General features: G+C 70.9%; 22 protein-coding genes, 1 tRNA gene and 3 pseudogenes. 10 read left to right on the top strand and 16 right to left on the bottom strand.

The window, feature by feature from the left end:
- Positions 1-9: 9 nt before the first annotated feature.
- The 5 genes from thrC to C4U44_RS06195 all read right to left on the bottom strand — a co-directional run bounded on the left by thrC (position 10) and on the right by C4U44_RS06195 (position 6,040).
- Positions 10-1,074: a threonine synthase gene (thrC, locus tag C4U44_RS06215; RefSeq protein WP_103884581.1), complete on the bottom strand. Its 1,065-nt coding sequence runs from the start codon at positions 1,072-1,074 to the stop codon at positions 10-12.
- A 34-nt stretch (positions 1,075-1,108) separates the two neighbouring features.
- Positions 1,109-2,458: a homoserine dehydrogenase gene (locus tag C4U44_RS06210; protein WP_103884580.1), complete on the bottom strand. Its 1,350-nt coding sequence runs from the start codon at positions 2,456-2,458 to the stop codon at positions 1,109-1,111.
- A 266-nt stretch (positions 2,459-2,724) separates the two neighbouring features.
- The gene (lysA, locus tag C4U44_RS06205; RefSeq protein ID WP_103884579.1) at positions 2,725-4,116 is read right to left on the bottom strand and encodes a diaminopimelate decarboxylase; all 1,392 of its coding nucleotides are present in this window, start codon (positions 4,114-4,116) and stop codon (positions 2,725-2,727) included.
- A 227-nt stretch (positions 4,117-4,343) separates the two neighbouring features.
- Complete coding sequence (gene nrtL, locus C4U44_RS06200) at positions 4,344-5,480, bottom strand: ArgS-related anticodon-binding protein NrtL (protein WP_103884578.1); 1,137 nt, start codon at positions 5,478-5,480, stop codon at positions 4,344-4,346.
- Between the two features lie 53 nt (positions 5,481-5,533).
- Complete coding sequence (locus tag C4U44_RS06195; protein ID WP_407642784.1) at positions 5,534-6,040, bottom strand: response regulator transcription factor; 507 nt, start codon at positions 6,038-6,040, stop codon at positions 5,534-5,536.
- Between the two features lie 207 nt (positions 6,041-6,247).
- On the opposite strand from C4U44_RS06195, the gene C4U44_RS06190 reads away from it, so the two are divergent.
- Together C4U44_RS06190 and C4U44_RS06185 are read left to right on the top strand one after the other, a co-directional pair.
- Positions 6,248-6,319: transfer RNA gene (locus tag C4U44_RS06190), tRNA-Arg, on the top strand.
- 688 nt (positions 6,320-7,007) lie between these two features.
- On the top strand, positions 7,008-8,384 hold the full coding sequence (locus C4U44_RS06185; protein WP_235031830.1) for a hypothetical protein: 1,377 nt from the start codon (positions 7,008-7,010) through the stop codon (positions 8,382-8,384).
- Between the two features lie 139 nt (positions 8,385-8,523).
- Here C4U44_RS06185 and C4U44_RS42285 read toward each other — a convergent pair whose 3' ends face one another.
- On the bottom strand, positions 8,524-8,853 hold the full coding sequence (locus tag C4U44_RS42285) for a DUF5134 domain-containing protein (protein ID WP_146088212.1): 330 nt from the start codon (positions 8,851-8,853) through the stop codon (positions 8,524-8,526).
- Between the two features lie 76 nt (positions 8,854-8,929).
- A pseudogene (locus C4U44_RS43570) lies at positions 8,930-9,067 on the bottom strand (DUF5134 domain-containing protein); the annotation flags it as partial.
- Between the two features lie 228 nt (positions 9,068-9,295).
- On the opposite strand from C4U44_RS43570, the pseudogene C4U44_RS42280 reads away from it, so the two are divergent.
- Positions 9,296-9,478, top strand: a pseudogene (locus C4U44_RS42280) (site-specific integrase); the annotation flags it as partial.
- A gap of 473 nt (positions 9,479-9,951) precedes the next feature.
- Here the strand turns inward: C4U44_RS42280 and C4U44_RS06170 are convergent.
- Positions 9,952-10,572: pseudogene (locus tag C4U44_RS06170) on the bottom strand (polymorphic toxin-type HINT domain-containing protein); the annotation flags it as partial.
- A gap of 53 nt (positions 10,573-10,625) precedes the next feature.
- On the opposite strand from C4U44_RS06170, the gene C4U44_RS06165 reads away from it, so the two are divergent.
- Entirely contained in the window at positions 10,626-10,937 is a 312-nt protein-coding gene (locus C4U44_RS06165) for a hypothetical protein (RefSeq protein WP_235031829.1), read from the top strand.
- A gap of 165 nt (positions 10,938-11,102) precedes the next feature.
- Here the strand turns inward: C4U44_RS06165 and C4U44_RS06160 are convergent, their stop codons facing one another.
- The gene (locus C4U44_RS06160; protein ID WP_146088211.1) at positions 11,103-11,582 is read right to left on the bottom strand and encodes a hypothetical protein; all 480 of its coding nucleotides are present in this window, start codon (positions 11,580-11,582) and stop codon (positions 11,103-11,105) included.
- Between the two features lie 37 nt (positions 11,583-11,619).
- On the opposite strand from C4U44_RS06160, the gene C4U44_RS06155 reads away from it, so the two are divergent.
- The gene (locus C4U44_RS06155) at positions 11,620-11,880 is read left to right on the top strand and encodes a DUF7683 domain-containing protein (RefSeq protein ID WP_103884573.1); all 261 of its coding nucleotides are present in this window, start codon (positions 11,620-11,622) and stop codon (positions 11,878-11,880) included.
- A 109-nt stretch (positions 11,881-11,989) separates the two neighbouring features.
- On the opposite strand, the gene C4U44_RS06150 is transcribed toward C4U44_RS06155, so the two are convergent.
- On the bottom strand, positions 11,990-12,628 hold the full coding sequence (locus C4U44_RS06150) for a hypothetical protein (protein ID WP_103884572.1): 639 nt from the start codon (positions 12,626-12,628) through the stop codon (positions 11,990-11,992).
- Between the two features lie 134 nt (positions 12,629-12,762).
- Here C4U44_RS06150 and C4U44_RS06145 point away from each other — a divergent pair, with 134 nt between their 5' ends.
- Together C4U44_RS06145 and C4U44_RS06140 are read left to right on the top strand one after the other, a co-directional pair.
- On the top strand, positions 12,763-13,068 hold the full coding sequence (locus tag C4U44_RS06145; protein WP_146088210.1) for a hypothetical protein: 306 nt from the start codon (positions 12,763-12,765) through the stop codon (positions 13,066-13,068).
- Positions 13,069-13,166: 98 nt separating this feature from the next.
- Positions 13,167-13,487 (top strand): hypothetical protein, encoded by a 321-nt coding sequence (locus C4U44_RS06140; protein ID WP_103884570.1) that lies wholly within the window; start codon positions 13,167-13,169, stop codon positions 13,485-13,487.
- Between the two features lie 157 nt (positions 13,488-13,644).
- Here the strand turns inward: C4U44_RS06140 and C4U44_RS41460 are convergent, their stop codons facing one another.
- Entirely contained in the window at positions 13,645-13,791 is a 147-nt protein-coding gene (locus C4U44_RS41460) for a hypothetical protein (RefSeq protein ID WP_160144987.1), read from the bottom strand.
- 70 nt (positions 13,792-13,861) lie between these two features.
- On the opposite strand from C4U44_RS41460, the gene C4U44_RS06135 reads away from it, so the two are divergent.
- Complete coding sequence (locus C4U44_RS06135; RefSeq protein WP_146088209.1) at positions 13,862-14,542, top strand: hypothetical protein; 681 nt, start codon at positions 13,862-13,864, stop codon at positions 14,540-14,542.
- A 62-nt stretch (positions 14,543-14,604) separates the two neighbouring features.
- Here C4U44_RS06135 and C4U44_RS06130 read toward each other — a convergent pair whose 3' ends face one another.
- Positions 14,605-15,489 carry a helix-turn-helix domain-containing protein gene (locus C4U44_RS06130; RefSeq protein WP_103884568.1) on the bottom strand — a complete coding sequence of 295 codons (885 nt, stop codon included), beginning with the start codon at positions 15,487-15,489 and terminating at the stop codon, positions 14,605-14,607.
- Positions 15,490-15,690: 201 nt separating this feature from the next.
- On the opposite strand from C4U44_RS06130, the gene C4U44_RS06125 reads away from it, so the two are divergent.
- On the top strand, positions 15,691-16,125 hold the full coding sequence (locus C4U44_RS06125) for a nuclear transport factor 2 family protein (RefSeq protein ID WP_103884567.1): 435 nt from the start codon (positions 15,691-15,693) through the stop codon (positions 16,123-16,125).
- 170 nt (positions 16,126-16,295) lie between these two features.
- On the opposite strand, the gene C4U44_RS06120 is transcribed toward C4U44_RS06125, so the two are convergent.
- The 3 genes from C4U44_RS06120 to C4U44_RS06110 form a co-directional block, all read right to left on the bottom strand.
- Positions 16,296-18,470, bottom strand: coding sequence for a phosphocholine-specific phospholipase C (locus C4U44_RS06120; RefSeq protein WP_103884566.1), 2,175 nt, complete (start codon positions 18,468-18,470; stop codon positions 16,296-16,298).
- 347 nt (positions 18,471-18,817) lie between these two features.
- Positions 18,818-22,186 carry a family 78 glycoside hydrolase catalytic domain gene (locus tag C4U44_RS06115; protein ID WP_103884565.1) on the bottom strand — a complete coding sequence of 1,123 codons (3,369 nt, stop codon included), beginning with the start codon at positions 22,184-22,186 and terminating at the stop codon, positions 18,818-18,820.
- A gap of 186 nt (positions 22,187-22,372) precedes the next feature.
- Positions 22,373-22,585 carry a hypothetical protein gene (locus C4U44_RS06110; protein ID WP_103884564.1) on the bottom strand — a complete coding sequence of 71 codons (213 nt, stop codon included), beginning with the start codon at positions 22,583-22,585 and terminating at the stop codon, positions 22,373-22,375.
- A 13-nt stretch (positions 22,586-22,598) separates the two neighbouring features.
- Between C4U44_RS06110 and C4U44_RS06105 the strand changes: the two genes are divergently transcribed.
- Complete coding sequence (locus C4U44_RS06105) at positions 22,599-24,245, top strand: discoidin domain-containing protein (protein WP_103884563.1); 1,647 nt, start codon at positions 22,599-22,601, stop codon at positions 24,243-24,245.
- A gap of 68 nt (positions 24,246-24,313) precedes the next feature.
- Here C4U44_RS06105 and C4U44_RS06100 read toward each other — a convergent pair whose 3' ends face one another.
- Positions 24,314-25,204 carry an SDR family oxidoreductase gene (locus C4U44_RS06100; protein WP_103884562.1) on the bottom strand — a complete coding sequence of 297 codons (891 nt, stop codon included), beginning with the start codon at positions 25,202-25,204 and terminating at the stop codon, positions 24,314-24,316.
- Positions 25,205-25,227 lie beyond the last annotated feature (23 nt).

The raw sequence follows: 25,227 nt of genomic DNA, 5'->3' as shown, positions 1-25,227 counted from the left end.
GGAGCGGGGTCAGGCCAGTCCCAGCCGGGTCGCGGCGGCATCCGCGTCGACGGGGACCGTGATGGGCTGGGGCGCGCCGGCCACCGCCCAGTCGGGGTCCTTCAGGCCGTTGCCGGTGACCGTGCAGACGATGCGCTGGCCCGGGTCGACCCGGCCCTCGTCGGCGGCCTTGAGCAGCCCGGCGACGGAAGCGGCGGAGGCAGGCTCGACGAAAACGCCCTCACGGCCCGCCAGCAGCCGGTAGGCGGCAAGGATCTGACGGTCCGTCACGGCTTCGATGAGGCCGCCCGACTCGTCGCGGGCCTGCTCGGCCAGCTGCCAGGACGCGGGGTTGCCAATCCGGATCGCGGTGGCGATGGTCTGCGGCTCGCGCACCGGCGCACCGTTGACGATCGGCGCGGAGCCGGCCGCCTGGAAGCCCCACATCCGGGGCGTGCGGGTGGCGAGGCCGTCGGCGGCGTACTCGCGGTACCCCTTCCAGTACGCGGTGATGTTGCCCGCGTTGCCCACCGGGAGGATGTGCACGTCGGGCGCGTCGCCGAGCGCGTCCACGATCTCGAACGCGGCGGTCTTCTGCCCCTCGATCCGCACCGGGTTCACCGAGTTGACCAGCGCGACCGGGTACTTCTCGCTCAGCCCGCGGGCCAGGTCGAGGCAGTCGTCGAAGTTGCCGTCCACCTGGAGGATGCGGCTGCCGTGCACCAGCGCCTGGCCCATCTTGCCGAGCGCGATCTTGCCCTGCGGCACCAGCACGGCGCAGACCATGCCGGCCCGCACCGCGTACGCGGCGGCGGAAGCGGAGGTGTTGCCGGTGGAGGCGCAGATGACCGCCTGGGCGCCGGCCTCCTTCGCCTTCGAGATCGCCATGGTCATGCCGCGGTCCTTGAAGGACCCGGTGGGGTTGGCCCCCTCGACCTTCAGCAGGACGTCGCACCCGGTGCGCTCGGAGAGCACCTGGGCCTGCACGAGCGGGGTGCCACCCTCCAGCAGCGAGACCACCGGGGTGTCCGCGCTGACCGGCAGCCGGTCGCGGTACTCCTCGATGATGCCGCGCCACTGGTGGGTGCCGGACATTCGGGGCTGGTCGATGGTTCCGTTCATAGCGGTGCTACTCCCCTTCCACGCGCATGATGCTGGCCACGCCGCGTACGGTGTCGAGTTCGCGCAGACTGGCGACGGTCGCCGAGAGGGCGGCGTCCGTCGCGCGGTGGGTGACCACGACGAGGGACGCCTCGCCGCCGTCGCGCTCCCCGGCACCGCTCTGCTCGACCGCGGCGTCATCGCCGCTGCCTTGGTTCCTGCCCTGCTGGCGCACCGTGCCGATCGACACATCGTGCTCGGCGAAGACCGTCGCGACCTGAGCGAGGACGCCCGGTTTGTCCGCCACGTCGAGGTTGATGTGGTAGCGGGTGACCACATCCCCCATGGGGCTGACCGGCAGTCGCGTGTACGCGGACTCGCCGGCTCCTGTCGTCGTCGCGAGCTTGTTGCGGCAGGCGGCGACCAGATCTCCGAGGACGGCGGAGGCGGTGGGTGCACCGCCGGCGCCGGGACCGTAGAACATCAGCCGCCCGGCCGCCTCCGCCTCGACGAAGACGGCGTTGTACGCCTCACGCACCGAGGCCAGCGGGTGGCTGAGCGGGATCATCGCCGGGTGCACCCGGGCGGTGACCGAACGGCCGTCGCGGCTGCGCTCGCAGATCGCGAGCATCTTGACCGTACAGCCCATCCGGCGCGCGGAGGCGATGTCGGCGGCGGTCACCTCGGTCAGGCCCTCGCGGTGCACGTCGTCGATGGTGACCCGGGTGTGGAAGGCGATGCCGGCCAGGATCGCGGCCTTCGCGGCGGCGTCGAAACCCTCCACGTCCGCGGTCGGGTCGGCCTCGGCGTAACCGAGCGCGGTGGCCTCGTCCAGCGCCTCGCTGTAGCCGGCACCGGTGGAGTCCATCTTGTCGAGGATGAAGTTCGTGGTGCCGTTGACGATGCCCAGCACGCGGTTGACCCGGTCGCCGGCCAGCGACTCGCGCAGCGGCCTGATCAGCGGGATCGCACCGGCCACCGCGGCCTCGTAGTACAGGTCGACGTTGTGCTCGAGGGCCTTGGCGTGCAGGCTCGCGCCGTCGGCGGCCAGCAGCGCCTTGTTCGCCGACACCACCGAGGCGCCGTGCTCGAACGCGGTAGTGATCAGGGTGCGGACCGGCTCGATGCCGCCGATCACCTCGACCACCACGTCGATGTCGCCGCGCTTGACCAGCGCGGTGGCGTCGGTGGTGAGCAGCTCGGCGGGAACGCCGTCGCGCACCTTGTTGGGGCGGCGGACCGCGATCCCGGCCAGCTCGATCGGGGCCCCGATCCGCGCGGCGAGGTCGTCCGCCTGCGTCGTGATGATGCGCGTGACCTCGGAGCCGACCACACCGCACCCCAGCAGCGCCACCTTCAGCGGACGCGTACGCATCATCCGACCTCGTTTCTCGTCAAACTCGTCACACCGGTGCCGCCCGGCTCTCGCACCGCCCGCCCCGCCCGGTCCGGCCCGCGGACGCGGGCGGGTGCTGCGGGGAGGCGGTCCGAGGCGGCCGGGGGCACGCACATCTCGTTGAGTGGTCCAGTCTCACGCACCGGACGGGAGAAACCACACCCTGTCCGGATCGCGAGACCGAATCGGTCATCGCCACGCGGTCGGGAAGATTTCGCGTCCGCCCGGCGATCTTGCGGCGTTTCCGGTCAGCCGACGTCCAGTCGCAGCAGATCCTCTTCCGTCTCGCGGCGGACGATCACCCGCGCGCTCCCGTCCGCGACGGCGACCACCGGCGGCCGCAGCGCGTGGTTGTAGTTGCTGGCCATCGCCCGGCAGTACGCCCCGGTGGCCGGCACCGCGAGCAGGTCGCCGGGGGCCACGTCGGCCGGCAGGAAGGCGTCCTTGACCACGATGTCGCCGCTCTCGCAGTGCTTGCCGACGACCCGGACGAGCATCGGCTCGGCGTCGCTGACCCGGGAGACCAGCGCCACGCTGTACTCGGCGTCGTAGAGCGCGGTGCGGATGTTGTCGGACATGCCGCCGTCGACACTGACGTACGTGCGCAGGCCGTCGAGCGGCTTGACGGTGCCCACCTCGTAGAGCGTGAACGCCGTCGGGCCGACGATCGCCCGCCCCGGCTCGACCGACAGCCGCGGCGGGCTCAGCCGGGCGGCCTCGCACTCCCGGGCCACGATCTCGCCCAGCGCCTTGGCGATCTCCTGCGGCTCGCGCGGGTCGTCGGCGGCGGTGTAGGCGATGCCGAGGCCGCCGCCGAGGTCGATCTCGGGCAGCTCCAGGTCGTGCTCGTCGCGGACCTCGGCGAGCAGCGACACCACGCGGCGCGCGGCCACCTCGAAGCCGGCCATGTCGAAGATCTGCGAGCCGATGTGGCTGTGGATGCCCACGAGTTCGAGGCTGTTCAGCTGCAGCACCCGCCGCACCGCCTCGGCGGCCTGCCCGTCGGCCAGCCCGATGCCGAACTTCTGGTCCTCGTGCGCGGTGGCGATGAACTCGTGGGTGTGCGCCTCCACGCCGACGGTCACCCGGATCTGCACCCGCTGGCGGCGGCCCTGCCGGGTGGCCTCGGCGGCGACCCGGGCGATCTCCTGGAAGGAGTCCAGCACGATCCGGCCGACACCCTCGCGCACCGCGCGCTCGATCTCCGCGTTGCTCTTGTTGTTGCCGTGCAGCGCGATCCGCTCCGCGGGCATCCCCGCGTCCAGCGCCACCGCGAGTTCGGTGCCCGAGCACACGTCGAGGTTCATGCCCTCCTCGTACAGCCACCGGACCACGGCGCGGGACAGGAACGCCTTCCCCGCGTAGAAGACGTCGGCGCCGTGCCCGAAGGCCGACCGCCAGGCGCGGCACCTGGCCCGGAAGTCCTCCTCGTCCAGGAAGTACGCCGGCGTGCCGAACTCGGCGGCGAGGTCGCGGACGTCCAGCCCGGCGACCTCGGCGGCGCCGTCGGCGTTGCGGGTGACGGTGCGCGACCAGATCCGCGGGTCGAGCGCGTTGAGGTCGGCCGGCGGCCCGGCGTAGTGCCCTTCGGGCAGAACGTCGGCGTGGCGGGGGCCTGCGGGGTGTGCGGAACGGCTCACTTGGGGACTTCCTCGGGCGTACGGGCGGGGTGAGGGTTCGTAGGGGGTGCGGGGGTGCGGGGGTGCGGGGGCGGTTCGGGTTCGGGATCGTTCGGTGTCGGGTGGGGGTGGTCCGGCCGGGCCCGGGAGGTCGGGCTCCGTCCGCCCGGGTCCGGGTCGGAACGGCTCGGACCCGGGCGCACCAGGGTCGGGCCGGGCCGTTCGGGGTCGTGCCGGTCCGGTCGGGGTCAGATCCGGTCGGGGGCGCTGATCCCGAGCTGGTGCAGGCCGTTCGCCAGCACGATGCCCGCCGCGTCGGTGAGGCGGAGCCGTGCCGCGTGGACGGCCGAGGGTTTCTCGTCGCCCTTCGGCAGCACGCCGCACTCGTCGTGGAAACGGGCGAACGCGTCGGCGAGCCGCTCCAGGTGGCGGGCCACCCGGTCCGGCCCGCGGCGGCGGGCGGCGCTCTCCACGACACGGGGGAAGTCGGCGATCAGGCCGAGGAGTTCGGTCTCCGCGGGGTGGTACGGAGGGGTCGGGTCGCTCGGAGCTGGGAGTGCGGGGTCGCCGCTGTCGGGGGCAGCGGTGGCGGGAGCGCGGTCCGTGGCCACCCCTTCGACCGTACACGCGTCCTGGTCGACACTGTCCGGGATGTCCAGGTCGTGGGCGTTGCGGAGCAGGGCGCGGGTGCGGGCGTGGGCATAGCGGACCCGGAAGAGGGGGTTGGCCTCGCGCTGGGTGAGGAGGGCGGCGCGGGCGTCCGGGTCGAGCCGCGGCGCGTCCTCGGCCGGCGGGCGGAGCAGCGCCCAGCGGGCGGCGTCGGAGCCGAGCGTGGATGCGAGGGCGGCGAAGGTGAGGGGGGTGGGGGCCGTGCGGGACGGCTCCGCCGGTTCGGCCACGTCGAGGCGCTCGGGCGGGGTGCCGGGGTCGACCGGGTGCGCGCCGGCGGCCCGCAGCAGGCCGTTCACCACCTCGGCGACGAGCAGGCCGCGTACGGCGCCGTCCGCGGCGGCCACGGTGAGCCGCTCGTCGCCGAGCCCCTCGCCGCGTCCGTACGCCTCTCGCTGCTCGCGCACCTGGCGTACCACCACGTCGTACGCGCGCGAGCTGAGCGTGATGTTGAGGAAGCCGGCGCCCGCGATGCGTACGCCCGCGATGCCCGGCTCCCGGGCCAGCCGGCGGCGCAGGATCTCGGCGACCTCGTGCGGGCTGCGCCCGGCCGGCCCGGCCAGCTGGAGCGCCACGTTCGTCGCGTAGTCCCCGCATCCCGCGCGCGGCGGGCGCTGCACCAGGACCTTCTCGGGCACCTCCACGGCGAGCTCGGCCGCGTCCACGGCACGGCGCACCGTGATCAGGACGGTGCGGGACAGCTCGGCGGGGGTCACGGGAAAAGCGTAGGCGAGGTGGGGGGTGGGGCGGCGAGCGGGTTTGGCCGCGGTTACGAGCAGGGGCCGGGGCCGGGGGTGGCGGCGGGCTGCCCCTCGGGGTGGGGGTGGCCGGTGGGGTGAGCCGGTGGGTGGGCGGCGGGGTGGCCCGCCGGTCGGTCCGGGTCCTGGGCCGGGGGCTGGCCCTGCCGACCGCCGGGCTGGGCGGGGGTGCGCCCGCCGCGCCGGATCAGGCGGCGCACCGTCTCCACGAGGAGCGCCGGCTCGAACGGCTTCGCGACGTACGCGTCGACGCCGCCCGGCCCGCTGACGGACTCGGGCGGGCTGCCCGCGCTGACCATCACGATCCCGACGTCCCGTGTCCGGGCGTCGGCGCGCAGCCGGGCGGCGGTGCGCACGCCGTCGAGGCGGGGCATCACGACGTCGAGGGTCACGACGTCGGGCCGCACGGAGTGGACGATCTCCAGGCACTCGGCACCATCGGCCGCGGTCACGACCTCGAAGCCCTCCAGCTCCAGGTTGACCCTGATCAGTTGCCGGATCACCCTGTTGTCATCCACAACAAGCACCCGGCCGGACGCGCCCGTCACACCCGAAATCGTAGGCGCCCCCCTCGCGATGCGTCCGCGTTTTGCCGGTTTCTTCCCCGCCACGGGTGAACCCGCCTCCCCTCGCGCCCCCTTCCCCCGGCCCCCGCGAGGGCCGGGTGGCCCCCGGAAAACCCCGTACACGTCCACCCTCCCCAACCTGCTAATGTTCTTCCCGTCGCCCCCGTAGCTCAGGGGATAGAGCAACGGCCTCCGGAGCCGTGTGCGCAGGTTCGAATCCTGCCGGGGGCACACCGAAAATGAGGCTCTGACCAGCGGAAACGCCGGTCAGAGCCTTTCTCGTCCATGCCAAAACGCACACGGTCTTCTGACCTTTGCTCTTTTCGGCGTGAGAACCCTACAAAGAAGCAGTGAGCGCCCTTGGCCCAGTCGTTCCTGCTAGTCAAGCGTCCGACCATCCGGTGGCGACTGCCTTCTTCTTCGCCGGGGGCACTCTGCGAACCACATCGGCCCGCCACCCACGTTCCGCACCAGCAGCTCTGCCACCTGCGACGACTCCCGTAAACGCAAGAGGCCACGAGGGTCGTTGCTCATTACGGACAGCGTCCGTGGGCGAGTTGATTTTGTAGCGTTGTGACAGGCGTTCGCGGTGTCGCACACGGCCCTGCGGGGGGCCTCCGGGACCGGCGCGAAGGGCTCACAGGGGGGTGAGAAGACGTGAGCCGCGATGCCACATCGCCTGACGGGGACGGCCTGCGTCGCTCTTCGTGTTCGATGGTCTGCGGCCTCTCGGCTTCGACTACGAGTGAGCCGGCGCCCGTCGGGTGCCTTCAGCGCCGCCGTCCTTCTCGTCTCGTGCTACCGGTTCCGTGCGCCGTATGCGCACTTGTGTGCGCCCCGACGCCTCCGGCTACGTTCCGCGGCAGCCAGGTCAGCGATCACCGTGGGGGGAAGCATGGCCAGGACAGCACGGCAGACCATGAACGCGCTGCGCCGCTCGACAACCCTGCACATCCACTCCACCGCCGAACTCGCCGGGCGCGTCGAGTCCGCCGGGGCGGCACTCGACAAGAAGCACCGGGAGAAAGGCCAGGAGCCTCTGCGCAGGAAGCCGGTGTTGGTTCCGATCGACACCCGTGCGAGCGAGACCGGGATCGAGCTGGCACCTTGGCAGGTTCTGCATGCACTGTCCCGCGGCTACACCTTGGCAGGCCAGGGCATGGCCCGCGGGCTCGCCGAGCACTGGCTGAGTCTGAAGTTCTGCGAAGCGCTGGACGGCAACCGGGCCGGCGCGATGGACCTCACCGACAAGGGCCGCACGCCGGAGCGCTGGTACAAGTCCATGCAGGCGCGGGAGTTGGCCGTCGGGTTCGGGCTCGCAGCGGCGGAACAGCTCGTCCAAGAGCGGTATCCGGATCACTCCGTCTCGGTCGTGGAGGCGAGCACCGTTCTGCGGGCCGGGTGGCCTTTGGCCGTCTCGCAACGCAATAAGACGGGGCGTCCCCGGCCCGACTACCTCATCGAGGCGTGGAAGCCCGGCGAGCCGTCCAAGATCACCTTCGTGGCCTGCCGGGGCAACCACCAAAAAGCCGGCAAGCGCTCCGGCCGCACCCGAAGCACCACTATCCAGCAGCTGATCAAGGGCTCCGAGTTGACCGAGGGCATGCAGATCGGCCCCTGGAACAGCGTTCCCTGCCTGGTGCTGTCCACCGAGATCCTCGGCCAGGGCGGGGTCGTCGTCAACGTCCTCCAGTCGCCAGGAGAAGCCGCTCTCCCCCTGCGTCTGCCCAACGCCCCCGGAAACGCCGACGAGGAAATCCCCGACAAGTCCGGCGTCCCCTACCCCAACGCCATCCACATGCCGGCCCGTGCGGGGAGGCGGGCCCGGAACGTCGACGGCTTCCAGATCGGCACAGGCGACCTCGCCTGGTTCGGCCAGCTTCTCGCCCGCACCGGCGCGGCCGGCCTGTCCGCGTTCTCCGGTGGAGGCCGGAACACTGCCCAGTACCTCACCGCACGCCAGGGACGCGAGCACTACGAGGCACCCGCGGCCGCCGCAACATCAAGTACCGACGACGCCGAATTCCATGTCGGAGGTGTCCGATTCGTCGGCACCGATCACGTCTTCCGCATCGACTCCGTGCGCGTCGAAGCCTTCTCCGGAATGGCCGACAGCCTGTACGAGCTGATTAGGAAGGGCAGCGTCGAGGAGTACCGGGAGGAAGCCTCCCGATTTCGCGCGACGTTGCGAGGGGCCGCCGAGTCGGCCGGCTGGAACGGCCCCCTCTCGGTGCGCCCGGACGGCACGCTCATGGCGTTGAGCATCCTGCCCGTCCGCAAGCGACGCGTTCCATGATCTTGCGCGATCCCTCCAGTCGCGGACGATCAAGGCCGAACCCCTCACACCACGGCCAGGAGCATCACCGCCATGCCCAGGGCCATCGTCCGTGGCAGCCCGCGTCCACCGCTCCTCGAAGGGCCAGCGAGTCGTCCGGCTACTGGTCGGGAGCGGGACCGGCCGGGGTGAAGCGGCCCGCGCAGAACGCCCTCGACAGCCACCAGAGCCCCAGGACGACGAAGACGAAGAGCAGCACGACACCGGTGGTACGGGCCGTTCTGTGGAGCTGCATCGCCATGCCGCCACCCGAGCCGCCCATGCTCATCCCGGGCATGTCCGCCATCGAGCCGCCAGCGGACGCGGAGGTGTGGCCGCCGCTCATCGAGTCCGGCATCGCCAGCAACATCCAGGCCATCGCGCCCATCATCACAGCGTGCAGGACCGCGTGGACGGGGGGCGGTGCTCCCCCGCCGCGCTCCAGGTCCACCGCCCGTGCAGGGCGAGGGAGACCAGGAACCACGCTGCGGCCAGGGCGAAGACGATCGCTTGCGGTGTGTCGGCACGTCCATGCCACGCGGCCAGACCATGACAGCCATCGCGATGCCCATCAGCGCATGAAGGGCGTGCGTTATCCGTTCCGACAGGGCCTGGGACCGGTCGACGCCGGGGCGAACCGCGCGGACCAGGCTGAGCGCGGTCACAGCGGCGAAAGCAGGCTGAGTATCCAACGCAGTCCATGCGAGGCGATCACCGGGCCACCCCCACGGCGGCGCATTTGCCCGGCAGTCGGCGCCACGTCATCGCCAAAGCCGTCCTCACCCTGGAGAGGCAACGCTGAAAATGCTCAGGGACTGGGACATCACCTCTCCGGCAAGGTGACTCCACCAGACCCGGGGCACATCAGAGTCTCCACCAGACCCGGAACGGTTCAGGGCGTCGAACTGGTCACGATCAAGGAACTCCTCCGCCACGCCCACATCGCCGTCACCGCCGAGGTCTACGCCCACGTCCGACTCCGCCTCCAGCACCAAGCCATCGACACCCTGAGCGGCGTTCTCGGCAATGACAATGGTCATGACGGTCCGCTCATCGCTGCGAGGGGTGTCCGCTGAACTGTGGCCGACACGCCGGAGCTCCCACGAGAACCCCGTGGGGACGTCCGATGGCGTTGCCGTCAGCGTTGCCGTCAAACACCACGGTGCCCCCGCCGAATTTTTTCATCGGCGGGGGCACCACGACTTTTCTTAGCAGAGACCCAGCGGGGATTATCTCCTTAGGTCACTGATCTAACGGCGTTTAGCAAACGTCCGAGAATTCGGTCAAGCAAGATGCGCTCTACGGAATCTCGTACGGCTCGTCATGGTCGTACACGTAAGGCCACTGACCATATGCGTCCGCCTCGCCACTCCGTCGATATACGACGCAACGACGGGTACCACCGTCAGCCACGGGGATGCCGAGGTAGCCGTAGGTGCGGACATACTCCGGTGGAAGTCCTGCGCTATCAATTTTCAGATCCTTCCATCTCCCGGCAAGCGGACCATCCCTGTATGACGCTCGAACAACTAGCACAATACAGGCCTCGCTATCCCTCGCTTACACGACGACCAGGCTGAAGCCCATGCCATCTTCCCCATGACCCCGTATCCACAATGCTGCGATTAAATTCCTCGATTAGATCGTGGGGAATTCCGATCTCGTGAACGGTTTGGCCATCGAGCTCATAGGAATCTTCATAGAAGTCCGGATGGGCGCGTGCAGCCTCCATGAATTTATTGGAGACGGTAAATCGAGTCATGTAGTTTTCGTGCGTCGTCATTTCCGGCTTGGCGAATATTTCGGCCGTCTCGCGGTTTCCACCGAACCATGCACTTCCATCATTGCCATTTTCCAGGTCAACGGGATGGTTTGATGGGTTCAGGCCATTCGCGCGCTCAGATGCCCCATTCCCCTTCTGTGCCGTTCGGTAGAGATCAGTTGTGTCGCAGTTGTGGACGAGGACGGGTGTTGCCCCGGCGAGTACATAGTACGAGTGGAGGCCGGCCACGGTGAGGTCGTAGGTGACGGCCAACGCGTGGTAGTTGCGGATGGCCGTGACGGTGGCATACGTGCCGTTGGCTTCGCGAAGGCGGGTGCCGGGGGTGAGCTGGGACGCTTCGGTCCATTGGCGGGTGGAGGCGTTCCAGAAGGGGTGGTGCCAGGTGGCGGTGAGGGTGGCCGGGGCGGGTACGGCAACCGGGCAGACCGGCCTGTGAACGAGTGGACCTGGGACTACAACCGAGCGCCGACTACCTCACCAGCGGGCTGCCGCCCGGCGTGATCGCCGAGGTCGAACGCCTCGCCACCGAACTCGCCGCGCTCGGCGACGACTCCACGAAGGTCGGCCGTCCCTTCGACCGGGAAGGCGGCCTCCGCGAGTTCGACATCCTCAACGGTCGGGTTTCATCAGCTTCCTCTCCGTCCCGCGCCACGCATGCGTCTACGTCTGCCACATCACCTTCTACGGCTGAGGCAGCTGGCCCCGAATGCCCGACCGCCAGCTTCGTTGCAATAGAGCGCGAAACGCTTTGAGGCTCAACGGGAATTCGAGCTCCAGCTGACCGAAGCGACTCGGCCGTTGCCTGCAGACGTTTCCCGGAATCCTCGGTGGTCTCAACCAGGCGCATGCTGATTTCCGCGTGCCGCCGCTCGTCCCGGAATGCGACGTCGACCAACGGCCCGTCCCGTGCTGTCTTATCAGGCCGGGATCCAGGTGGGCCACCACGGGGGGATGTTGCTGGCCGGGCAGAGTCCGGAGTCGCCGCGACAGCCGTTGAGGGTGCCCAGGAGCGGGAAGAAACTCCAGCCCAGCAGCAGCGTCGTCAGGACCACCAGCAACGTCACGGCACAGACTCGCACCGGTGCCGGCGCACTCCGTGTGAAGTACTGGGTTGCGGCGCACGTAGCGACGCCGAGGACGACACCGGCACCCGCGATCAGCGGGAGATAAAACATCCTCTCGAAGCCACCGCCGGAGTCGAACCCCGCGTCGCAGTATTTTCGTGGGCGCACCGACAGGTTCCACGTGGTGTGCTCCACCGCCGCCCCGAAGACTGCCGCGCCCACCCAGGCGATCTGCGCGCGGCGCTCCGATGAGGTGGTCACACCGATGCCGACGCCGACGTGACGCCCCACGGTTCCGGCGGCGCGAAGTGCTGGTTGCCCGCCGTCTTTCAACCCGTGAAATCATCGACAGTCCAGATAGTCTCGCCGTATGCCGCCCGACGACCTGAACATGGTGTGGAGGATCTCCGCCTTCCGCGGAGATCACTCTTTGCACAGCGAGCTTCCCATCGGTAAAGACCAGTTGGCGAAATTACGGGAGGTAGTCGCCCCCGATCCGGACGACCCCTGGTATATGTTCAGTTACCCCGTGCCACTTGATGTCTGGTCCAAGGTGAACGAGATCCTGCACTGCGGCCCGCCCGATCCCGATCTTGAGTACTTCATCAGCGGGTATGCGGCTGACCGGTGAGCTGAGCCTTCGTCTCATTCGTTACCGTCGGACGCGACAGTCAGCAGTTCGTCAACTTTCTCGGCCACTACCTGCACCACGAGCGGCCCGCTTGTCCGAGTCGTGGGCGTCACTCCGTACCGTTGCCAACTGAGGTCGGGCGATAGGTGAGAACGGGGTCCGCCCAACCGCCGAGGCGGCGGCTCAGGCCGAAACGCCGGGGTAGCCACCAACGCGTACGTACGCTTCCCCCTGCAGCGTGGGACCACTCCGGTCCGGACAGATCCTCGACGCCCCACCATGTCTTCACCGCTTTCTCCCCGTTGAGCTTCAGGAGTGGCCAGCGCGGCAGGTGCAGGCCGACGTGGAACATCGACACGTCGTCACCGCACTTGGTGGTGTAGAAGAACCGGTGGACGTCCGTATAGCTCGCGCCCAAACCGCAGTTGAGGCCCTGGGTCCCTCCCAGCCAGAGCAGTGCCAGCTTTCCGCCCGCCGGGATCGAGGGTACGGAGACCGGATTGAACCAGGTCTCGCCATCCAGTCCACGGGCCAGGCTCGTACGAAGGGTCTGCGCGACAACGACGTTCGTCGCCGGGCTCGCGCCGACGTTGGCCAGCCACCACTTCGGCTCCCCCGTCGTCCCCTGGTTGGTCTCCCACATGAACTGCAGGACCGGCATCTGAGAGCGACGATCAGAGGCGTACGCAAGGACGAGCGATCCCAGCGACACCAGCACGGCAAGAACCGAGATCAGCAGAGCCAGCATCGTCCCCCCATATGGCGATGTACCAACGGCACCACCTTCAGTCTGCCCAGTGAGAGGAGGAGAGACCTCAGGCGCGAAAGGGGACGGTCGCGCGTTGTAGAGGCGGGGGTACGCCGCCGCTACGCTGGGAGTTGATGGGGGAGGATGCCATGGCGGCATGGGTGATGGTCATTTGCGGCTGTTTCATCGCCTTCTTGGGAGTCCTGACCCTGAATGGCTGGCGGGCGGCGCAGTATCGGAGTCCGCTCGTGGCCGGTGGGGGTGGCGTCGCGGTCGGCAGCGGACTTGCCATTGACGGGCTACCGAAACTCCTCGGCTGGTCCAGCGGTGTGGGGTTCGCGTTGGCCACCGTCGGCCTGGTCCTCGTCGTACTCGGCTCAGCGGCCCAGCTCTACAACCGGCCGGGATCGAAACGGCATCGCGTGGAGAACCGCGGCTGACCACGTACACGGCGTGGTTGGCGTTGAGCCGCGCCGTACCGTGACGCCGCGGAACCTCAACAACGGTGAACGGCCAAGCCGCACGCGATACTTGGGCCATGGACAGCTACGAGGGCGCCGCGAGCCTTGACTGGTGGGCGAATCGGTCGACCTGCTTGGGCAGCTACGGAGTGCGCGTCGCGGTCCGCGTCACCGGCGACGACTGGACGTGCGAGGCGACCCTTGAGCCCCGCCTCTCCGCGGAGGACCAGGAAGGCTTCGACTTCCTGATGGAGCTCGACCCCTTCTTCACCCTCCGATTCGACGACGAGAGTACGGTCCTGGTCGATGTCGTCGCGACGGGAGAAGGCGAGCACCTCGTTCTCACCGCTTTCCGAGACGAGGCAACGGAAGCGGGTTCCAGGCGGATCCCCACGTAGCGCACCTCGCTGCGAGCTGGTCGTGCTTCCTTCACACCGGCCGCGCGCCCTCCCCAACCGCTCGGCGCCGCTGCGATCGTGGCAGGCGCATCCGTTTTCGGTGGGTGATCGGAGGAGTGACCGTGGGGCAGTTACAGCCGAGGTGCAACGCCCTGACTCAGCAGGGGACGAGTTGCCGGAATCCCGCGTTGAAGGGCTCGTCCCGTTGCCAGCACCACCAAGGCGCCTGGTCCGCGTACGAGGCGAACAAGCGTCGCGCCGCTGGGAAGAAGAGCACGAAGAAGAAGCGCTGATCCAGGTCCACGGGCCTTTCCGGGATCCCGCAACGGCAAAAATCGTTGCCGCCGCTCGGCAGGGAACACCAGACTGGCGGCATGCCTCCCAGCGTTGCGTCGGGCCTTCACGAGCAGACATCAACAGGTGCTGCCGCGCGGCAGGTGCCTTCGGGCATCGACGGGGACCGTGAGCGCCTGCTGGAGCAGTTCAACCGGGCGGTACGCCGGCCCGAGGATTTCGGTGGCCTCCCGGCGGTGGCGCGCCTCCTCGACGGGCTCGCGGCAACCGAACCGCAGGCCGGGGACCACGTGTGGATTCCCGACACGAACGCGCGCATGGCTCCCTCGTCGATGCTGAGGGAGATCCTGGCCGACCCGGACATCCACGTCGCCGCGTCCCAGTACGGGGAGGACGCCCACCGTCGGGGTTGGCTCCGCCCCGACCGTACGCTGACGCCCTCCGAGCACTGCGTCCTCGTCGACAGCGCGGCGACCTGGTCGAAGGACGACCACTCGCTCCACGAGATCACCGCCACGTTCGGATCGCCGTCCGTCACGTTCGGCTCCACGGACCCGGGAGGTCCCCGGACGCTCAGCTACGTAACTGCCGATCGCACGGCGCCCGTTGTCGCTTTCCACCTCGGTAGCGCACGCAACGGGACGAGTGCCGTTCCGAGCGACGCACCGTCGACCCGTACGGCCTTGCTCGCGGTTCGCATCAGTGACGACTTCTTCCGCGGATGGGAAGTCACGCCGCGCGGAGAGAACTACTTCTGCTGAACTGGGCTACCAAGCTGACGACCCCGACCTCCACACCGTTCTGACCACCCCGGGCGCACCCGTCACGGCTGGCTCGGGGTCTCCTCGTTGCGCTCCTGGTCAGGTGTGGCGGACCAACTCGCAAGGAGCTTCAGCGCGTCCGCGGTCGCGCTGCGCGGGGGCGCGCTGTAGACGACCACGCTCAGGCCGCTCTCGTCGGGCAGACCTAACGTCTCCTGGTCGAGTTCCAGGTCGCCGACCACGGGGTGGTTGAGGCGTTTGGTGCTGTCGCGGAAGACGTGCACGTCGTGGGAGCCCCACATCACCCGGAAGGCGTCGCTGCGGGTGGAGAGTTCGCCGATCAGGTTGGACAGTTCGCGGTCGTAGGGGCTGCGGCCCGCCTCGACCCGCAGGGCGCCCACCGCGAAGCGGGCCATGCGTTCCCAGTCGGTGTAGAACCGCCTGGCCGCGGGGTGGAAGAAGGCGAACCGGGCGACGTTCGCCCCGCAGCCCGGGTCGGCGTACATCTCCGTGTACAGGGCCCGGCCGAGCGGGTTGGCGGCGAGCGTGTCGAGGCGGTTGTTCATCACGTACGCCGCCAGTTCCGGCATTCCCTCGACGATCCGCGCCACGCTGGGCCGTACCGTCGGTGCGGCGTCCCGCCGCGGAGTACGCGCCCTGGGTGCCGGGCCCGCCGCGCGCGCGAGGTCGTTGAGGTACATGCGCTCCGTGGCGTCCAGGCGCAGTGCGCGGGCGAGCGCGTCCAGCACGCCGTCGGAGACTCCGCGGAGGTTGCCGCGCTCCAGCCGCGTGTAGTACTCGACGCTCACACCGGCGAGCGTGGCGACCTCGCCCCTGCGCAGCCCGGGCACCCGCCGCTGTCCGTACACCGGCAGACCTGCCTGCTCGGGGCTGATCCTCTCGCGTCGGGAGCGGAGGAATGCGCTGACTGCGTCCCGGTTCTCCATGAGGTCCAGGGTAGGCAGGCCGCGGGGCGCGTGGGGGTTCCTGCCAGTACCCCTCACGGCAGGGACTCCCCCGCCCCGGCGGGCTCCGGTTGCATGGTGCGTGCCCCGATCCCCCGGGGCCCGACCGGTGCAGGGGCGTACGCGCTCCGGGCCGGCCGGTCCCCCAGTCCCCCCGCGGGACGCACCCGGAAGGCACGCGAGATGAGCAACGACAACGAGACCGTGACGGAGAGCCCCGCGCAGGTCGTGCGAGGGCTGTACGACGCGCTGGGCCAGGGCGACGTGCCCGGCGTGCTGGCCAGGCTGGCCACGGACGTGGTCGTGGACGAGCCGAACGCGCTGCCGTACGGCGGCGTGCACGTAGGCCGCGAGGTGTTCGTGCAGTCCGTGCTGGGCGCGATGATGGGCTACGCGAACGTCGCCATCACCGACGCCGCGGTGTTCGAGGGGCCGGCCGGTGTCGTCGGGACGCTCACCGGAACCCTCACGGCCCACACCACCGGCGAGCAGTACCCGCTGACCATGGTCGAGATCCACCACGTCGAGGACGGCCTGGTCCGGAAGATCGACGTCTACACCAAGAACCCGGACGAGCTCGCCGCGTTCTACGCCCGCGCGGAGGCGGGCACCCGCTGAGGAAGCGGCTCCCCTCGACGAATGGCGTCGACCACGATCGACGCGACGACCACGACGAACCCGACGAACGCGACTCACTCGACGAACGCTTCGAAGTCCCCTTGCCCGGCGCGGACTTCGTGGGCGGCCCCACCTTCCGGGGCCGCCCACGTCGCGCGGACGGGCCGGGGTCAGCCGGTGATGCTGGGCTTGCCCGTCTCCAGGTGGCCGGTGAAGCGCTGCGACCACGAGGCGTCGCTGTCGGCCGTGACCGTCACGTCGTACCAGCCGTCGCTGAGCTTGACGGCGTCTGCCACCCACGTCTCCTTGCCGTGCGCGGCGAGGTGCGCCCGGTGCGGGGCGCCGGAGATGTAGTGGTTGTGGCGGACGGTGAACGTGACTGGCTGCTTGCCGTTGTTGCGCAGGGTCAGCCGCAGCTTCGGGTGACCTGCCGCCGCGCCCTCGTAGTAGGCCGCCTCGACGACGAGGTCCTTGCCGGCGGCGGTGGTGTCGCCGGTGAAGCGGCGCAGGAAGCGGTTCGGGCCGGTGACCGTCAGGTCGTACGCGGTGTCGCTCGCGCCGGAGCCGACGGGGCCGGTGCCGGTGGCCGTGCCCTTGGCGCCCACGGTGAACTGGCCCGGGAAGGCGGCCGGGTAGGCGGCCAGCGTCGGGACGGCCGTCAGGGTGTTGTCGTAGACGGCGAAGTGGGCGGCCCTGGTGGCGAACGGCGCCTCGTTGCCGAACTCCAGCTTCGCGGTGCCGGTGCCGAAGCCGGTCAGGTTGGCGTTGGGCTGGTACGGCAGCGGGCGGGCCCGCTTGGTGCCCTTCTCCTGGACCGGCATGGTGTTGTCGCCCGGCAGCGGGGTGTAGCGGGTCTCCGGGACCAGGTCGCCGGTCTCGGGCAGCTGCGGCAGGCCGTAGACGGGCGTGGAGAAGTCGAAGGCGCTGGTGAGGTCACCGCACACCTTGCGGCGCCACGCGCTGATGTTGGGGGAGACGGCGGGCTTGCCGAGCGCGGTGGTCCACTTCTCCACGAACTGGATCACCGAGGTGTGGTCGGAGACCTCGGAGGTGACCCAACCGCCGCGGGTCCAGGGCGAGATGAGGAGCAGCGGTACGCGGAAGCCGAGGCCCACCGGGAGCGGCTCGGTGACGCCGTAGTCGGTCATGGTGCCGGCCACGAACTCGTCGCCCTCGCCCGGTGCCGGGACCGGCGGCGCGACGTGGTCGAACTGGCCGTCGTTCTCGTCGTAGTTGATGATCACCAGGGTCGAGTTGAAGACCTCGGGGTCGGCGTTGAGGGCCTCCAGGACTCCGCGCAGGAAGTACGCGCCGTTGCTCGGGGCGGTGACCGGGTGCTCGGAGAAGAACTGGTTGTTGACGACCCAACTGACCTGCGGCAGCGTGCCGTTCACCACGTCGGAGCGGATCGCCGCGTTGATGTTGTCGGCGTTGCCGGCGAGGCCGGTGACCGGCTCGGGGACGTTCTTGACGCCGTTGTCGTAGTAGGGGTTGCCCGGAGCGGCCGTGCCGCCCTGCGTCGGGTCGAGCTTGGCGAAGGTGTCGAAGTACTCGACGCCGTTGTCGCCGTAGTCGTCCGCGCACTGGTAGACGCGCCAGTCGACGCCCGCCTTCTGCAGCGTCTCGGCGTAGGACTCCCACGGCAGGAACCGGCCGAGCTCGTCGCCGCCGTCGTTGGCCGTGTACGTGCCGTGCGTCTTGTCGGCGTTGATCGTGCCGCCCCACAGGTACGTGCGGTTCGGGCCGGTCGCGCTGAGCACGGCGCAGTGGTAGGCGTCGCCGACGGTGTAGGCGTCGGCGAGGGCGTAGTGGAACGGCAGGTCCTTGCGGTCCAGGTAGCCGAGGGTGGTCGGGCCGCCCTTGGCGTAGTACCAGCCGTTCATCAGGCCGCCGTACCAGGCGCCGTGCTGGTCGGTCCAACCGTGGCTGGTGCCGCCGTAGTTGGCCGCGCCGAGCTCCGCGCTCGGCGGGGTGGCGCCGCTCCAGGTCTTCGCGCCGCTCAGCCGCCACGGGAACTGCGTGTCGGCGCCCACCGCCGGCGTCTTCGGCTGCTCCCAGACCGACTTGCCGCCCGGCAGCTGGATCGTCGCGCGGTCAGCGAAGCCGCGCACGCCCTTCATCGAGCCGAAGTAGTGGTCGAAGCTGCGGTTCTCCTGCATGATCACGACGACGTGCTTGATGTCGCGGAGGTCGCCGTACCGGTGGCCGTCCTGGCCGTGCGCGGCGGGCTCGTGGCCGGTCTCGGAGGCCGCGGCGGCGACACCGGGGGTGGCGGCGCCCACGGCGGCCGCTCCGGTGACGGTGGCGGCGGCGCCGAGGAATTTTCTGCGGGAGAATGGGGACATGGTGGGTTCCTTCGCGTCGGGAGCAACCTGACCCTGCTGCCGCGTTCGGGCCATGAGGTGTCCGTGGTGCGTCCCGCACATAGCCGGAAGCCCAAGATCCGGTACTCCCGCCCGCCCCACCAACCCGCCCCACCGGCAGAAACGTCCCCCGCCGAGCCGATGTCGCCCCGGCCGCAAGGGCGTTGGGAGGGCGCGGCGTCCCGGCGGTGCGGGGTTCGGGCGGCGTGGGGTTCGGTTGGTACGGATGTTCGGGGCGACGCGGCACCGCGCCAGGCCGGCGAGGCGCGAGGACGGGCTGAACACTGCGGTCCACGCAGCAACCCGACCCCGCGCCCGCACCCGCGGGCTCAGCTCCTCACGGTCACCGCGTGCGCGCCCGGACCCGCGCGGAACGCGGCCGTGCCGGCCGGGGCGCCGGGTGTCGGGGTGACGCCCGGCGACGCGTGGACGCGGGCGCCGGGGGCGCAGGGCACCGTGAGGGTCGCGGTGGTGTTCGCCGGGACGGTGACGTCGATCGCGAAGGTGCGGCCGCTGGTGCGCCAGTCGACGGCGACCCGGCCGTACGGGGTGTCGCGGTGCGCGGAGACCGAGGTGAGGCCGCTGGGCACGTACGGGCGGATCGCGATGCTCCGGTAGCCGGGGGCGGCCGGGCGGATGCCCGCGAGGTACTTGTAGAACCAGTCGTCGATCGAGCCGAACATCGCGTGGTCGTGCGACCTCGGGGTGGCGATCCACTGCTCCCACAGGGTGGTCGCGCCCAGCGAGACCCAGTAGCCGTAGCCGGGGTAGGTGCGCTGCGCGGCGACCTGGTGGGCGAGGTCCACGTGGCCGTGCTCGGTGAGGGCGGGGAACAGCGCCATGGTGCCGACGATGCCGGTGTCGAGATGGTTGCCGTTCGCGGCGATCCGCTCGACGAGGTGGGTGACGACCGCGTCGCGCTGCGCGTCGGGCACCAGCCCGAGGAACAGCGGGTAGGCGTTGGACGATTGGCGGTACGCCGTCCCGGTGCCGGTGCGGTACACGCCCGCCGCCGTGTCCAGGAACTCCGCGTTGAACGCGTCGCCGATCTGCCCGGCCAGCGCCGCGTACGACGTCTGGTCGGCGGTCCGGCCGAGCGCGCCCGCGATCTGCGACAGCAGCACCGCGCACCGGTAGTACGAACCGGTCGACGTCAGCCGCGCGCCCTCCGGCGGCGCGACGTATCCCGGCGCGCACCAGTCGCCGTAGGTGCCGTCGAGGATCGAGCCGGTGGCCCGGCCGGTGAGGTGGTCCACGAAGCGCTTCATGCCGGCGTACCGCGTCTCGAGGATGCCGAGGTCGCCGTACTCCTGGTAGAGCGTCCACGGCAGGACCAGGCCGGCGGTGCTCCATGTCGGGTCGGCGCCCTGGCCGGGGCCCACGGCCGGTGCGAGGTCGCCGAAATTCCCGTCGGCCCCCTGGTCGTCGGCCACCACCGCGAGGAAGTTGGTCCAGAACGTCTGCGCGTCGAAGTTGTCGACGCTGGGCGCGCAGAACAGCGACGCGTCCCCGAGCCAGCCGCGCTTCTCGTACATCGGGGTGTCGGTGGGGATACCGGTGAGGTTGTTGGCGATCGTGTCGCGGCACATCGCGTGCACGGTGTCGAGCAGGTCGTCCGAGCAGTGGAAGTCGCCCGCGGACGGCAGGTCGGTGCCCAGCATGCGGGCGCTCACCGCGTCGAGCGGCGGCCGGCCCGGATAACCGTCCACCTGCACGTACTGGAAGCTGCCGTAGGAGAAGGACGGCTCCCACGTCTCCAGGCCCGACCCGGCGGCGGTGTACGTGTCGTGCTGGATCTCGCCGGGCGTGATGCCGGCGTCGCCCTGGTTGTCGACGGTGCCGTCGGCGCGGAGGATCTCGCCGTACCGCAGGTCGATCGTGGTGCCGGCGGGGGCGCGCACCCGGAGCCGGGGACGGCCGGTGACGAGCCGGGGGAAGCGGAACACGTACCCGCCCGAGGCCGTCGCGGTCATCGACGTCGCCGCGAGGGTACCGGTCACCCTGATCGGCGGCATGATCTGCGGGCGGGTGGCCGGCGGGAGTTTCGGGCCGGAACCGACCGCCACCGGCGTCCAGCCGGCCGACGGCGCCCCGGGCCGGTCCCAGCCGGCGGGCAGGGCGCGCGCGTCGAAGATGTCGCCGTTGTACACCGAGTCGCTCAGCGTCGGCCCGGGGCGCGTCTCCCAGCCGCCGTCGCTGACGACCGTGGTGGTGCTGCCGTCGGGATGGGTCGCGCGCAGGACCAGCCGGGCGGCGGGCCGGTCCGAGATCCAGGAGGCGAACTCCCAGTAGATGTTGGGGCTGTCGATCGCGTAGAAGGACCGGCCCAGGACCAGCCCGACGGTGTTGTCGCCGCGCCGCAGCAGGTCCGTCACGTCGTACGCGCTGTACAGGCCGGTCCGGTCGTACACGCTCGGCGCCGGGTCGAGTTCGCGGTCGCCGACCCGCTCGCCGTTGAGCGAGGCGACGTAGTAGCCCAGGCCGCAGACGTACAGCCGGGCCGAGGACACCGGCGCGGCGATCGGGAACCGCTTGCGCAGCAGGGGCGCCGGGGCCGAACTGTCGACCGTGACGTTGCTCCCCCACACGCCGGTGCCGTACGTGCCCTGGTCGAGCGGGGCGGCCCAGCCGGAATCGTCGAAACCGGCGTCCTGCCAGCCGGTCGGCGCGGTGGTGGAGGTCCGCCAGGACGCGTCGGTGGGGAGCGCGACCACGCTCGCCCCCGCCGTGACCCGCACCGCCGCGAGCAGACCGGCCGGGGTGGGGCCGATGTTGGTGGCGGCCACGGCGACGGTGTTCGCCCCGGTGCGCAGCAGCGGCCGCACGTCGTACACCTGGGCCCGCTGCCAGCCGTCGGTCTGCTGCGGGTGGGAGGCGACGAGGGTCCCGTTGACGTAGAGGTCGTAGAAGTCGTCCGCGGTCACCACCGCCGTCGCGTCCGTCACCGCGGAGGCGTCGGCGAGGGTGAAGTCCCGCCGGAAGTAGCGGACTTCGTCCGGGAAGGAGTCCCCGGCCGCGCCCTCGGGGTACCAGATCCAGTGCGACCCGGTCAGCGACGGCAGGTCGGCGCCGGGGGCCTGTATCCAGTCCGCGCCGTGCCAGTCGGCCTCGTCCAGCGGGCCGACCTCGAACCACGCCGGGGCGCTCCAGCCGGACACCGCGCCGTCCTCGTCCCAGGTGCGCACCGCCCAGTGGCAGCGGCTGCCCGCGCCGGGCACCGTCCCGCCGTAACCCACGTCCACGCACTGGTCGGAGCCGACCCGGCCGCTGTCCCAGAGGTCGCCGTGCCCGGCGTGCACCTGCTGCGCGTCGCGCCCGACGACGACCTGGTAGGCCGTCTGCCGGCCGGCCGCGGCGGGGTCGGCGCGCCAACTCAGCCGGGGGCGGGCGGTGTCGAGGGCGAGCGGCTGCTCGGCGTGCTCGGCGCGCAGGCCGGCCGGCGGCCCGGACGCGCCCGCGGCCTGCGCGGATGCGTAACGGGATGCCCGGGCGGGCGAGGCGGCGCCGGACGGGGCGGCGGCCGCGGTCTGCGGGTGCGCGAGCGGAGCGGCCAGCGCCGACGCACCGACCAGCCCGGACACGCCGAGGAAGCGCCGCCGCGGCCAACTAGCCGCCAGGGCACCCGGAGTGCCCGGCCGCTGGGGCGTGCGGTCCTCCGGGGCGGGCGGGTTCGAGGTGTCGGCAGGGTTGTCAGGCATCGGCATCTCCGTTACGTTTTTTTAAACGATTCATGTCCACCGAAGCCATCAGTGTGGGCGCAGCGACCACCCCTGGCAAGGAGTCGGACCGAGGCAGTTGCCGTGCCGTCGCGGGGCGATCCCGTCCGGGGGACCTAAGCGGAAGCCGACGCAGCACCCGTACGCGGACGATCGACTGACGCCTCGTCAGGATGTCGAGGCGGCCGCCCATCCGCCCTCGCGGTACGGCGCACCGCAGGCGTCCCACAGGCGTCCGACCCGGGCGGCGACCCGCCATTCGTCGCTGCTCAGCAGGGGTACGGGGGTGCGGCCACCGCCGGCTCCGGCAGCCACGCGAAAGAACGGCGCGCCGCCCAACAGCGCACCACCCGAGGGCAGCACCGCCTGATTCACCGTCATCACAGGAGGACTGATGGAGCGTTCGGTCGAGTCCGGTCTCACCCGGCGGCGCCTGCTGGGTATCGCGGGCGGCGCGGGTGCGGCGGCCGCCGCGTCGCTGGCGGCGTCCGGCCCGGTATGGGCCGCAGCTCCGGCGCCGGGTGGATCGTTCCAAGGCGAGCCGGGCCGCCCGATCGGCTCCGCGTCCTGCCCGCCACCCGCACCCGGGTGGCTGCCGTCCTACCTCGACGGCCGGCCGGTCGCCACCCGCCGCCTCGACGCCCGCGACGCCGGCCCGGTGCTGCGGCACGGCGACGGCCCGGGCCGCTGCGACGTCTACGGCGCCCGCGACGTGTGGGTCTACCAGGACGGCGGCACCTACTACATGAACTACGACGGCGCCGGCGACGACGGCTGGCTGGCGTCGCTCGCCACCAGCGGCGACGGCGTGCGGTGGACCAAGAAGGGCGCCGTCCTGCAGCTCGGCCCGCCCGGCGCGCCCGACTCCGGGTCGGCGAGCTACGGCGTCACCTACGAAGCCGCCCCCGGCGACTGGCACATGTTCTACCTCGGCACCCCGAACACCACCCCGCCGCCGGACCGCATCCCCGCCTTCCCGTACCTGACGCTGAAGGCGCACGGCGACGGCCCGGCCGGCCCCTGGACGAAGCAGCCGGACGTCGTGCCGTTCAGCCCGCAGCCCGGCACGTACTACGAGACGACCGCCAGTCCCGGGCAGGTGGTCCGGCACGGCGGCGAGTACCTCCAGTTCTTCAGCGCGTCCCGGCAGGACGACGGCGCGACCCGCCGCACGATCGGCATCGCCCGCACCCGTGACCTGGACGGGCCCTGGCAGGTCGACCCCGAACCGATCGTCCCGCTCGACGAGCAGATCGAGAACACCTCGCTGTACCACGAGCCCGCGAACGACACCTGGTTCCTGTTCACCGACCACATCGCGCTGGACGCCTTCGGCGAGTACACCGACGCGATCTGGGTGTACTGGACCCGCGACCTCGACCACTGGGACCCGCAGGACAAGGCGGTGGTGCTGGACCGCACCAACTGCGCCTGGTCGCCCTACGTCGTCGGGCTGCCGTCGGTCGTCCCGGTCGGCGGCCGGCTCGCGGTGTTCTACGACGGCCGGCCGGCCCCCGACGTCTCCCACATGGGCCGGGATGTCGGACTGGCCTGGCTGGAACTCCCGTTGAGCCCGCCCGCCGGCCCGCCCGGGCCCGACCTGGCGCGCGGCGCGCGGGTCACCGCGTCGTCCACGTACCCCGGTTACGCGGCGGAGCGCGCGGTGGACGGGCGGACCTCCACCGAGCTGGGCGGGGACTACGGCTGGAGCAACGCCGAGGGCACCGAGCTGCCGCAGTGGCTGGAGCTGGACCTCGGCGGCGACCGGACCGTGGCCCGCGTCGACCTGTACACCACGAGCGGGTACGAGCTGCGCGACTACCGCGTCCAGCGCTGGGACGGCGGCGGTTGGACGGATGTGGCCGCGGTGTCCGGCAACACCGCGGCCTACCGGGTGCACGCCTTCGCACCCGTGAGGTGCCGGCGGTTGCGGGTGCTGTGCGAGAGCGGCCCGGACCGCCAGCCCGGGTACGTGCGGATCAACGAGATCGGCATCCACCGGACGCCGGGCGGCGCCCCGGGCCCGTGCCGGACGTCGTGACGGACCGGGGCGGCCGGCCGGATCGGGTCCGGACGCTCAGGCGGATCGGGTCCGGACGGTGAGCGGGATCAGGTCCGGACGGTCAGCAGGTCGCGGAAGTCGATCCGGTCGTAGAACTCCGTACGGATCCGGTCGGCGACCTCGCTGACCACCTGGGAGCCGTCGTCGGCCGGGTCCACGGTGATCCGGAACGGGCGGTCGCCCTTCGGGGTGTCGACGGCCCGCACGACCGCGCGGGCCACCTCCGCGGGGTCGGCGTCGCGCGGCGCGATGCCCGCCAGCCGCTTGGTGACCTCCTCCGACAGGCCGTCGTACTCCTCGTCGTACGCGCGTGCGGTCTCCTGGTCCTCCGGCTGCATCGCGTGCGCGAAGTGGTTGGTGCCGGTGGTGTAGGAGCCGGGCACGACGATGACGGCGTCGATGCCGAACCGGGAGAGCTCCACCGCGTAGCACTTGGCCACGTGGTCCTCGGCCGCCTTGGAGCCGAAGTACGGGCCCAGGAACGGCGGCGTGCCGCCATAGGTGCTGCTGGAGCCCACCCACAGCAGCAGGCCGTCGTGGCGGGCGCGCATCTGCGGCAGGACCGCCCGGTTGAGCCGCTGCGTGGACAGCACGTTGGTGTCGTAGATCTGCGCCATCTGCTCCGGGGTGAACGCCTCGGTGGGGCCGATGCACATGTGGCCCGCGTTGTGGACCACCACGTCGATCGGGCCCGCGTCCGAACTCACCCTGCGCACACCCTCGTCGACGGACTCCTGGTCGGAGACGTCGAGTTCGACGGTGCGCAGGTGCACGGAGTGCTCCTCGGAGTAGGCCCGCGCGTCGGCCACGGCCTTGGCGTTGTGGCCCTGGGTGTCGCGCATGCCGGCGTAGACGACGTGGCCGGCGTCGGCGAGGGCGCGGGCCGTCATGGCGCCGAAGCCGCTGGACGCCCCGCTGATCAGGATGGTCTTGGGCATGGGGTCCTCCCGGGGTTGCTGTG

Origin of the sequence: Actinacidiphila yanglinensis (assembly GCF_900107965.1) — a bacterium.
Taxonomy (GTDB): Bacteria; Actinomycetota; Actinomycetes; order Streptomycetales; family Streptomycetaceae; genus Actinacidiphila; species Actinacidiphila yanglinensis.
Note: the sequence above shows the minus strand (reverse complement) of the source record. Positions and strands in the feature narration are given on the sequence as shown.

Excerpts from the sequence above, each read along its gene's own strand:
- thrC (WP_103884581.1), bottom strand. The coding sequence starts at position 1,074 with ATGTCCGGCACCCACCAGTGGCGCGGCATCATCGAGGAGTACCGCGAC.
- C4U44_RS06210 (WP_103884580.1), bottom strand. The coding sequence starts at position 2,458 with ATGATGCGTACGCGTCCGCTGAAGGTGGCGCTGCTGGGGTGCGGTGTG.
- C4U44_RS06185 (WP_235031830.1), top strand. The coding sequence starts at position 7,008 with ATGAACGCGCTGCGCCGCTCGACAACCCTGCACATCCACTCCACCGCC.
- C4U44_RS06155 (WP_103884573.1), top strand. The coding sequence starts at position 11,620 with ATGCCGCCCGACGACCTGAACATGGTGTGGAGGATCTCCGCCTTCCGC.
- C4U44_RS06150 (WP_103884572.1), bottom strand. The coding sequence starts at position 12,628 with ATGCTGGCTCTGCTGATCTCGGTTCTTGCCGTGCTGGTGTCGCTGGGA.
- C4U44_RS06145 (WP_146088210.1), top strand. The coding sequence starts at position 12,763 with ATGGGGGAGGATGCCATGGCGGCATGGGTGATGGTCATTTGCGGCTGT.
- C4U44_RS06140 (WP_103884570.1), top strand. The coding sequence starts at position 13,167 with ATGGACAGCTACGAGGGCGCCGCGAGCCTTGACTGGTGGGCGAATCGG.
- C4U44_RS06135 (WP_146088209.1), top strand. The coding sequence starts at position 13,862 with ATGCCTCCCAGCGTTGCGTCGGGCCTTCACGAGCAGACATCAACAGGT.
- C4U44_RS06130 (WP_103884568.1), bottom strand. The coding sequence starts at position 15,489 with ATGGAGAACCGGGACGCAGTCAGCGCATTCCTCCGCTCCCGACGCGAG.
- C4U44_RS06125 (WP_103884567.1), top strand. The coding sequence starts at position 15,691 with ATGAGCAACGACAACGAGACCGTGACGGAGAGCCCCGCGCAGGTCGTG.
- C4U44_RS06120 (WP_103884566.1), bottom strand. The coding sequence starts at position 18,470 with ATGTCCCCATTCTCCCGCAGAAAATTCCTCGGCGCCGCCGCCACCGTC.
- C4U44_RS06115 (WP_103884565.1), bottom strand. The coding sequence starts at position 22,186 with ATGCCTGACAACCCTGCCGACACCTCGAACCCGCCCGCCCCGGAGGAC.
- C4U44_RS06110 (WP_103884564.1), bottom strand. The coding sequence starts at position 22,585 with ATGACGGTGAATCAGGCGGTGCTGCCCTCGGGTGGTGCGCTGTTGGGC.
- C4U44_RS06105 (WP_103884563.1), top strand. The coding sequence starts at position 22,599 with ATGGAGCGTTCGGTCGAGTCCGGTCTCACCCGGCGGCGCCTGCTGGGT.
- C4U44_RS06100 (WP_103884562.1), bottom strand. The coding sequence starts at position 25,204 with ATGCCCAAGACCATCCTGATCAGCGGGGCGTCCAGCGGCTTCGGCGCC.